Below are 9,280 nucleotides of genomic sequence, written 5' to 3'. Positions count from 1 at the left end.
CGGCCGCGCGCAGATGCTGCGCCTGCGTGCGGCCGCCCGTGGGCTGGACTTCGACAACGCGGCGCTGGAGTGGATGCTGCGGCGCTGCAGCCGCGATCCGGGCAGCCTCGCCGCGCTGTTCGAACGGATCGACCGCGCCTCGCTGGCGGCGCAGCGACGGCTGACGGTGCCATTCCTGCGTCAGGTGCTGGGATCCGGGTCGGAATAGCGCGGGACGCGCGCTTTTCTGGAGCGCTGCCCGGCCCACGGCACGTGCGAATGGGATCGGCGCGCCCGACCTACCTTCGCAGCGCGGCGTCGAGCTGCGCCAGCCGCTCCGGCGTACCGACATCGGTCCAGCGCCCGCGGTGGTGCTGGCCGGTGACGGCGCCGCGCCCCATCGCCGCGCGCAGCAGCGGCGCCAGCTTGAAACGGGGTGGCGTCGACTCGGCGCCGGGGGCAGCACCGATGACGGTGCGCCAGTCCGCCAGCAACGCGCCGCGATAGACGCCGACGCCGGCGAAGGTCAGTCGCTGTTCGCCTTCGGAATGCACACGGCCGTCCGCGTCGAGGACGAAATCGCCGCGCGGGTTGTGGTCGGGATTGTCGACCAGCACCAGGTGGGCCTCGGCCTGCGGCGCCTGCGGCAGGCCGGCGTAATCGACGGTGCTCCAGATGTCGCCGTTGACCGCGATGAACGGCGCATCGCCCAGCAGGTCCAGCGCACGCCACATTCCGCCGCCGGTTTCCAGCGGCTGCGGGCCTTCGAAGGAATAGTGGAGGCTCAGGCCCCAGCGCCGGCCATCGCCGAGGCTGGCGGGGAACTGGTCGGCCAGCCAGGAAGTATTGATGACGACCTCGCGCACGCCGATCGCCGCCAGCTTGTCCAGATGCCAGACGATCAGCGGCTTGCCGGCGACCTTGAGCAGCGGCTTGGGCGTGGCATCGGTCAGCGGGCGCATCCGCTCGCCCAGGCCGGCGGCGAAGATCAGCGCCTTCATCTGTCGGCTGTCGCCGTGGCCGCGATGGCGGGCAGGACGCGGGCCTCGATGAAGCGATGCAGGCCGTCGAGCTGGGGATGGCGCGGCAGCACCGGGGCCAGGTAATCGAAGAAGCGTGGCGCGTCGGCGAGGTACTTCGGCTTGCCGTCGCGGTGGTTCAGGCGGGCGAAGATGCCGATGACCTTGAGATGCCGCTGCGCGCCGATCATCTCGGCGTCGTGACGGAATCGCCGGCGGTCCGGCACCGGCAGCCCCGCGGCGCGGGCCCGGTCGTGGTAGCGGTCCAGCCAGTCGGATACCCGTGCTTCCGGCCAGCTCAGGAAGGCGTCCTTGAACAGACTCAGCGGGTCGTAGGCGATCGGTCCGCGCACCGCGTCCTGGAAATCCAGCACGGCCGGGCCGTCCGCTGCAGGCATCAGGTTGCGCGGCATGAAGTCGCGGTGGACCAGCACCTGCGGTTGCGCCAGCGCGGCGTCGATCAGGAATCGGTAGGCGGCGGCCAGCGTCGAGCGTTCGGCGTCCGTCAACGCCAGACCCAGATGCTGTTCGCAGAACCATTCGTCGAACAGGCGAAGCTCGCGCAGGAGCAGCGCGGCATCGTAGGCGGGCAGGTCGGCGGGCGGCACGATCCGCTGGATCTTCAGGAGCTGGGCGAGGGCGGCGTCGAACAGCGCATCGGCATTGCCGGCGTCGATGACCTGCAGGAAGGTGTCGCGGCCGAGGTCTTCCAGCAGCAGGAAACCGGCGCCGACGTCGCGCGCCAGCACCTTCGGCACCCGCACGCCGCCGCTTTCCAGCAGGTCGCGCAGCCGCAGCCAGGGGCGCACGTCCTCCTTGTCCGGCGGCGAATCCATGACGATGCGGGTCGGCTCGACGCCGACGCTGCGCCAATAGCTGCGGAAGCCGGCGTCGGTGGACGCGCGTTCCAGCAGCAGGCCTGGTTCGCGCAGCGCGGCGCGCGCCCAGGCCAACCGCTGCGTTGCGCGCGGATCGTTCGGATCATTGGGGGGCGATGTCATGCGGGAAGGTTAAACTGGGTTGCGGCCACGGACGAAAGGAATTCATTGCCAATGATGACATTGCAGCCGGTCTTGCTGTGCGGCGGTTCCGGCACCCGCCTGTGGCCGCTGTCCCGGGAGGCCCATCCCAAGCAGTTCCTGCCGCTGGCGGGGGAACAGACGATGCTGCAGTCGACCTTGCTGCGGCTCGGGGATCTCGGCGCGGTCGCGCCGATCGTGGTCGCCGGCGAGGAGCACCGTTTTCTCGTCGCCGAGCAGTTGCGCCAGATCGATGCCCCGACGCCGACGATCCTGCTTGAGCCGGTCGGCCGGAACACCGCACCGGCCATTGCCGCTGCCGCCCTGCAGGCTCTATCGAACCACGAAGATGCGCTGTTGCTCGTATTGCCTTCGGATCATGTCGTGCGCGACGAAGTCGCGTTCCGGAATGCGGTCGGGCAGGCGATTCCTGCGGCTGAAGCGGGAGCGCTGATCACCTTCGGTGTTCCGCCTTCGGCGCCGGAAACCGGCTTTGGCTATATCCAGGCGGCGCCCGGCGAAGGCGTTCGCAAGGTGCAGGGGTTCGTCGAGAAGCCGGATGCGGCCACCGCTGCAGGTTTTCTCGCCGAAGGCGGGTATTTCTGGAACAGCGGGATGTTCCTGTTGCGCGCATCGCGCTATCTGGGGGAACTTGGGCGGTACCGACCCGACGTGCTCTCGGCGGTCGAAGCGGCGTTCAGGGGTGCGCGTCGGGACGGGGATTTCGTGCGATTGGACAAGGAGGCTTTCGCAGCCTGCCCGGCCGATTCGATCGACTATGCGGTCATGGAGAAGACCGACGCCGCGATGGTGTTGCCGGCGGACTTCGGCTGGAGCGACGTGGGCTCGTGGTCTTCGCTGTGGGAGGTGAGCCCGCAGGACGAAAGCGGCAACGCCTGCCGTGGAGAAGTCATCGCGGTCGATTCACGCAACAGCTATGCCTGGGCGCAGCGGCTTGTCGCGCTGGTGGGAGTGGATGACATCGTGGTCGTCGAAACCGCGGATGCCGTCCTGGTGGCGCGCAAGGATCGTGTCCAGCAAGTCAAGGACGTAGTGGCACAGTTGAAAGTCGCGCATCGCAGCCAGGTCGTTTTCCACCGCGAAGTTTACCGACCCTGGGGAAGCTATGACTCGGTGGATGTCGGCGATGGCTTCCAGGTCAAGCGGATCAAGGTCAAGCCGGGTGCGCGGCTGTCCCTGCAATCGCATCGCCGTCGCGCCGAGCATTGGGTGGTGGTGCGCGGTACCGCACGCGTGACGCGTGACAACGACGTGTTCGAGTTGTACGCCAACCAGTCGGCCTACATCCCGATCGGGGCCCGGCACCGCCTGGAGAATCCCGGTGCCGATGTCCTGGAACTGATCGAAGTGCAGTCCGGCGATTATCTGGGAGAGGACGACATCGTCCGCTACGAGGACCAGTACGGGCGCACCTGAGCCACGCCCGTATTTCTTGCCCTCGTTCCGGAATCGCGTCACACGTGAAGCTCCGCGCTTGCTTCGCCGTGGGGGTCCTGCGGTTTGCCGCATCGGGCCGGCGGGCCCGACGGCGCGCCCTTGCCGGTGGAAAAACGGCTGATCGACCCGGCCGGGGGCGCGCCCTATTTCGCGCGGTGCCGGAGCCTGGAGCCTGCCGGTGCATCCGGGCCGACCCCGGGACGCGAGGCGGATTGATCCGGATCGTGCAACGCCGGTCCAGATGCAATGCGAGTCGCCGCATGGGCGTCCTCGGTATCGAAGTTGACATGCAAATGCGAATCGATATCATTTAAAAGCACTTTATTCCGGTGCGGTGGCGCCGCTCGCAGCGAGCGAAGCGGCGATTTTTGTGCGCGCACCTGCCCTGCAGTGCCAAGGAGACGCCGTGTCCGTCGCCCGTTCGCTTCCGATTCGCCTGTTCGCTGTCTGCGCGCTGCTGCTTGCCGCGCTGCTGGCCTTGCCCGCTGTCGCCGCGCAGCCGGTCGCCGCCGTATCGTCGCCTGGCGTGCTGGTGGTCACCTCGGACCGCGGGTTCCTCGGCAATGCCGAAATCCGCGATGCATTCGATGCGTTCGCGCAGGGGCGCAATGCCGAACTGCTGTATGTCACCGACGCGCGCAGCGAAGCCGTGCTCGACGCACGCCTGGCCGCACTGCGACAGCGCGGCGCGCGCACGGTGGCGGTACTTCCGCTGGTGATTTCGGAACAGGAATCGCGCTGGCAGCTCGTGCGCGGCTGGCTGCAGGCGCGCCAGGCGCAGGGCGCGGCACTGGTCTTCAGCAAGCCCTATGGCGCGTCCTATCTGGCGGTCGAGGATCTGTCGGCGCGGCTGCGTGAGGCGTCGGCCCATGGCCAGCGCCTGCTGCTGCTCGGCTACGGCGCGGGCAGCGTGGAAGCGGGTGAGGCCATGCGCGCGGAACTGCGCCGCATGGGCGGATCCGCCAGCACGCTCGGAATGGATGCGATCGACGCGGCGGTCTATCCCGAGCGCGGTGCGCCGGATGCGGATGCACTGCGCGCGCGCTTCGGCGAGGCGGTGAAGGCGGCGCATGGCGCGGTCGTCGTTCCGGTCGCGTTCGCGCCGCGCGCCGACACCATGATGGATTTCAGCGGCTGGTTCGCCTCGAACGTGCCGTCGGACGCGCAGCTGCTGTCCTCGCCCGTGGCGGACGCCGAGGCGCTGGCGCAGTGGATGCGGCGTGCCGCCGCGCAGGCGCAATTGCAGGGCGGTGCGATGGATCCCGCGCGCATCGGCGTGGTGGCGCTGACCCACGGCGCCGACTGGTTCTGGAACGATGCCATCGAGCAGGCGTTGGCGCCGTTGTCTTCCATGCACCGGATGGCATTCGCGTTCTCGATGGCGGACCCGCCGGTGGTCGAACGCGCGGTGCGCGAACTGGAGCGTACCGATGCCATGGCGATCGTGGTGGTGCGTGCGTTCGGCATGACCGATTCGTTCCGCACCGATGTCGAGCGCATGCTCGGGCTCGACGTCGAATCCGGCGCCATGCCGGCCGCGCATGCGGGACACGCCATGGGCGGCATGGACATGGGCCACCACGGCGGCGGCGCGACGATCGCGGCAGCACCGCGGATCCGTTCGGCGCTGCCGATGGCAACCGTGGGCGGCGTGGACGCCGATCCGCTGTTCGCGCGTGCGCTGCTGGCCAACGCCCGCTCGGTGTCGCGCGATCCGGCTCGCGAAACCATCATCCTGACCGCACATGGGCAGGGCGACGATGCCGCCAACCAGAGTTGGCTCGATCTTCTGGCTAGTCTCGCAGGACAGATGCGCGTGATCGGTGGCGATCACTTCCGGGCGATTCGCTATGCGACCTGGCGCGAGGACTGGCCGGACAAGAACAAGGCCGCGGTGGCGCAGGTGCGGGCCATGGTCGAAGAGGCCGCACGCGACGGCGGCCGCGCGCTGATCGTTCCGGCCCGGATCAACGGTCGTGGCGCGGCCGACCGCTATCTGGCCGGGCTCGATTTCGGATGGGGGCAGGGCTTCGTGCAGACGCCGTACTTCGCGCAATGGTTCGAAAAGGAAATCGGCAAGGGTCTCGATGCCCTGCGGGCGCAGGTGGGCGATGCGGCTGCCTCGGGGCACGCGCAGCACTCGCATTGATCGCGCAGCCCGGATCCACCGGCGCATGGCCGGCTTGCGATGGACGCTTCGCCTCCGGTCGCGATCCCGGGGCGCGGTCCAAAGGAAGGACGGGCGCCGTTACGCGCCTTTCCCCGGCTCCGATTCCAATACCCATAGGTATGTCATGGCCGACATGCTTACAATCGGGCGTTTATCGCATTGATGCACGCCATGACCCGCGCTTCTTCGTTCACCCGCGAGCATTTGCTTGCCAGCGCCCGTGGGGAACTGTTCCCCAACAGCACCGCGCGCCTGCCCGCCGATCCGATGCTGATGTTCGATCGCATCGTCGAAATCAACGACAACGGTGGCAGCCATGGCAAGGGATTCGTGCGTGCGGAACTGGATATCCACCCGGACCTGTGGTTCTTCCAGTGCCACTTCCTCGGTGATCCGGTGATGCCCGGCTGCCTCGGGCTGGATGCGATGTGGCAACTGGTCGGCTTCTACCTGACCTGGCTGGGTTCGCCCGGGCGAGGGCGCGCGCTGGGCTGCGGCGAGGTGAAGTTCACCGGGCAGGTGTTGCCCAGTGCCAAGGTCGTCAGCTACGAGATCGACATCACCCGTGTCATCAACCGCAAGCTGGTGGTGGCGCAGGCCGATGCGCGCACCCTGGTCGATGGCGAGGTGATCTACACCGCCCGCGACCTGCGCGTGGGATTGTTCGAAGCCGCCACCGGAGCCTGACATGCGTCGCGTCGCCATCACCGGCATGGGCATCACCTCCTGCCTCGGCAATGACCTCGACAGCGTTTCGCGTTCTCTGCGCGAAAGCCGCTCCGGCATCCGCCTTCTGCCGGACGCCGTCGAACGCGGCCTGCGCAGCCAGGTCGGCGGCGCGGTCGATCTCGACCTCGATGCCGTCATCGACCGCAAGCTCAAGCGCTTCATGAGCGACGCCGCGGCCTACAGCTACATCGCCCTGCGCGACGCGATCGCCGATGCCGGACTGCCCGATGCGCTGGTCTGCAGCCCGCGCACCGGCCTGATTGCCGGCTCCGGCGGTGGCTCCAGCCACTGGCAGGTGGAGACCGCCGACATCCTGCGCGCGCGCGGCGTGCGCAAGGTCGGTCCCTACATGGTGCCGCGCACGATGTGCTCGACGGTGTCGGCCAATCTCGCCACCGCGTTCAAGATCCGCGGCCTGAGCTATTCGATCAGCGCCGCCTGTGCGACATCGGCGCACTGCATCGGCGCGGCGGCGGACCTGATCCGCCACGGCGCGCAGGACATCGTGTTCGCCGGCGGCGGCGAGGACCTGCACTGGACGATGACGGTGATGTTCGACGCCATGGGCGCGCTGTCCACCGGCAGCAACGATGCGCCGGAAAAGGCATCGCGCCCGTATGACGTGGGGCGCGACGGCTTCGTGATCGGCAGCGGCGGCGGCATGCTGGTGCTGGAGGACTGGGAGCACGCGGTCGCGCGCGGGGCGACGATCCACGCCGAGTTGATCGGCTACGGCGTCACCTCCGACGGCGCCGACATGGTGGCGCCCAGCGGCGAGGGCGCGGTGCGCTGCATGCGGATGGCGCTGGAGGGCCTCGACCGGCCGGTCGATTACCTCAATACCCACGGCACCTCGACCCCGCTGGGCGACATCGTCGAACTCAACGCGGTGCGCGAGGCCTTCGGCGACGCGCCGCTGCCGCCGATCTCCTCGACCAAGGCGCTGTCCGGCCACTCGCTGGGCGCCGCTAGCGTGCACGAGGCGATTTACAGCCTGCTGATGCTGCGCGACGGCTTCATCGCCGGCTCCGCCAACATCGAGACCCTGGACCCGGGCGCCGAGGGCTTCCCGATCGTGCGCGAGAGCCGCGACGCCAGGCTCGACGTGGTGATGTCCAACAGCTTCGGCTTCGGCGGCACCAACGCGACACTGGTGTTCGCCCGCGCCTGAGGACTCCGGCGCGGCCTCCCGCTGCTGTCAGGCCTTGCCGGGCTCGTCGAGCAGGACCTGCGCGCAGGCCAGCGCGGCGTCGAAGTCGTCGACCAGGTTCACCCGGGTCTGCAGCACCCCCAGCCCCATCTGCCGCAGCACCCGGCGCGGCTGCGGCTGCAGCCCCGACAGGATCAGCGCGATGTCGCGCCGCTGGCAGCGCTCGATCAGGCCCTTGAGCGCGTGCGCGCCGCTGGCGTCGATCATCGGCACCAGCCGCATGCGCAGGATGAAGACGCGCGGCTGCGCGGCCATCCGGTTGAGCAGGTCGTCCAGCCGGCCCGAGGTGCCGAAGAACAGCGGCCCGTTGATCTGGAACGCCTCGACCCCCGGCGGCAGCCGCAGGCGCTGGCGCGCGTCGTCCGGATTCTCGCCGCCGTTCTCGCCGATCAGCTGGATGCCCGAGGTCACCTCCAGGGTCTCGGACATGCGGAACATGAAGACGAAGGCCGCGACCACGAGGCCGACCTCGATCGCCACCGTCAGGTCGAAGGTGACGGTCAGCCCGAAGGTCAGCAGCAACACCAGGCGATCGCCCTTCGGCGCCGACAGGGTGCGCCGGAAGGTCTCGATCTCGCTGATGTTCCAGGCCACGATCAGCAGGATCGCCGCCAGCCCGGCCAGCGGGATGTAGCGCAGCACCGGCGCCAGCAGCAGCATGAAAATCAGGATGAACGCCGCGTGCAGGATGCCCGCCATGGGCGTGGTGCCGCCGGCGCGGATGTTGGTGGCGGTGCGGGCGATCGCGCCGGTGGCGGGCAGGCCGCCGAACAGCGCGGAGCCGACGTTGGCGGCGCCCTGCGCGATCAACTCCGCGTTGGAACGGTGGCGGCGACCGGTCATGCCGTCGGCGACCACCGCCGACAGCAGCGACTCCACCCCGGCCAGGAAGGCGATCGTGAACGCGCTGGGCAGCAACTCGCGGGTGCGTTCCAGCGGGATGGACGGGATCGAGAATTCGGGAAGCGCGGCGGGAAGGTCGCCGAAGCGGCTGCCGATGGTGTCCACCGGCAGCGCCAGCGCCAGCGCAGCCAGAGTGCAGGCCAGCAGCGCGATCAGAAAGCCCGGCCAGTTCGGCCGCCAGCGGCGCAAGGCCACGATCAGCGCCACCCCGAGCACGGTCAGCGCGACCGTGGCCGGTTGCGTGCTGGACAGATGCGCCAGGTACGCCTGCCAGCGCAGCAGGAAATCGCCAGGCACCGTGCCCATCCGCAGCCCCAGCGCGTCCTTGATCTGGCTGGAGAAGATGCTGACCGCAATGCCGGCGGTGAAGCCGGTGATGACCGGCTGCGGCATGAATTTCATCAGCGCGCCCAGCCGCAGCAGCCCGGCGGCGATCAGCATCAGGCCGGCGAGCAGGGTGCACAGGATCAGCCCGCCGTAGCCCTGGTGTTGGATGACCGAAAACACCACCGGGATGAAGGCTGCGGTCGGCCCGCCGATCTGGACCCGCGACCCGCCCAGCGCCGAAATCAGGAAGCCGGCGATGATCGCGGTGTGCAGCCCCTTCTCCGGCGGCGCCCCGCTGGCGATCGCCAGCGCCATGGCCAGCGGCAGCGCGACCACCGCCACCGTCAGCCCGGCGATGGCGTCGTTGCGGAAAGCGCGCTGCGAATAGCCCTCGCGCAGCACGGTCAACAACTTCGGCTCGAACTGACGCCAGGCCGGTTCGCTTGTGGACGGTGACGGCATCGGG

7 protein-coding genes and 1 pseudogene are annotated in these 9,280 nt (G+C 69.0%); 5 read left to right on the top strand and 3 right to left on the bottom strand.

Annotated features, from left to right (window positions below):
- Positions 1–208 (top strand): annotated as a pseudogene (locus Q0X16_RS03830) (DnaA regulatory inactivator Hda); the annotation flags it as partial.
- Between the two features lie 70 nt (positions 209–278).
- Here the strand turns inward: Q0X16_RS03830 and murU are convergent.
- Entirely contained in the window at positions 279–980 is a 702-nt protein-coding gene (gene murU / locus Q0X16_RS03825) for an N-acetylmuramate alpha-1-phosphate uridylyltransferase MurU (protein WP_297830803.1), read from the bottom strand.
- Entirely contained in the window at positions 977–1,999 is a 1,023-nt protein-coding gene (locus Q0X16_RS03820) for a phosphotransferase (RefSeq protein ID WP_297830801.1), read from the bottom strand. The genes murU and Q0X16_RS03820 overlap by 4 nt, the downstream gene beginning before the upstream one ends.
- 51 nt (positions 2,000–2,050) lie before the next feature.
- On the opposite strand from Q0X16_RS03820, the gene Q0X16_RS03815 reads away from it, so the two are divergent.
- The 4 genes from Q0X16_RS03815 to fabB all read left to right on the top strand — a co-directional run bounded on the left by Q0X16_RS03815 (position 2,051) and on the right by fabB (position 7,545).
- Entirely contained in the window at positions 2,051–3,454 is a 1,404-nt protein-coding gene (locus Q0X16_RS03815) for a mannose-1-phosphate guanylyltransferase/mannose-6-phosphate isomerase (RefSeq protein ID WP_297830799.1), read from the top strand.
- 427 nt (positions 3,455–3,881) lie between these two features.
- Positions 3,882–5,624, top strand: coding sequence for a hypothetical protein (locus Q0X16_RS03810; RefSeq protein WP_297830797.1), 1,743 nt, complete (start codon positions 3,882–3,884; stop codon positions 5,622–5,624).
- A 192-nt stretch (positions 5,625–5,816) separates the two neighbouring features.
- Positions 5,817–6,332, top strand: a complete 516-nt coding sequence (fabA, locus tag Q0X16_RS03805; RefSeq protein ID WP_297830796.1) for a 3-hydroxyacyl-[acyl-carrier-protein] dehydratase FabA — start codon at positions 5,817–5,819, stop codon at positions 6,330–6,332.
- A 1-nt stretch (position 6,333) separates the two neighbouring features.
- Positions 6,334–7,545, top strand: a complete 1,212-nt coding sequence (fabB, locus tag Q0X16_RS03800; RefSeq protein WP_297830794.1) for a beta-ketoacyl-ACP synthase I — start codon at positions 6,334–6,336, stop codon at positions 7,543–7,545.
- Between the two features lie 27 nt (positions 7,546–7,572).
- On the opposite strand, the gene Q0X16_RS03795 is transcribed toward fabB, so the two are convergent.
- Positions 7,573–9,276 (bottom strand): SulP family inorganic anion transporter, encoded by a 1,704-nt coding sequence (locus Q0X16_RS03795; protein ID WP_297830793.1) that lies wholly within the window; start codon positions 9,274–9,276, stop codon positions 7,573–7,575.
- Between the last annotated feature and the right edge of the window lie 4 nt (positions 9,277–9,280).

The sequence above is a fragment of the Thermomonas sp. genome, from assembly GCF_025993755.1.
GTDB lineage: Bacteria > Pseudomonadota > Gammaproteobacteria > Xanthomonadales > Xanthomonadaceae > Thermomonas.
This window is presented reverse-complemented; position numbering and strand designations above follow the sequence as displayed.

Bases quoted from the DNA above. Each gene is read 5' to 3' on its own strand.
- murU (WP_297830803.1), bottom strand. From the start codon at position 980: ATGAAGGCGCTGATCTTCGCCGCCGGCCTGGGCGAGCGGATGCGCCCG.
- fabA (WP_297830796.1), top strand. From the start codon at position 5,817: ATGACCCGCGCTTCTTCGTTCACCCGCGAGCATTTGCTTGCCAGCGCC.
- Q0X16_RS03795 (WP_297830793.1), bottom strand. From the start codon at position 9,276: ATGCCGTCACCGTCCACAAGCGAACCGGCCTGGCGTCAGTTCGAGCCG.
- fabB (WP_297830794.1), top strand. From the start codon at position 6,334: ATGCGTCGCGTCGCCATCACCGGCATGGGCATCACCTCCTGCCTCGGC.
- Q0X16_RS03815 (WP_297830799.1), top strand. From the start codon at position 2,051: ATGATGACATTGCAGCCGGTCTTGCTGTGCGGCGGTTCCGGCACCCGC.
- Q0X16_RS03820 (WP_297830801.1), bottom strand. From the start codon at position 1,999: ATGACATCGCCCCCCAATGATCCGAACGATCCGCGCGCAACGCAGCGG.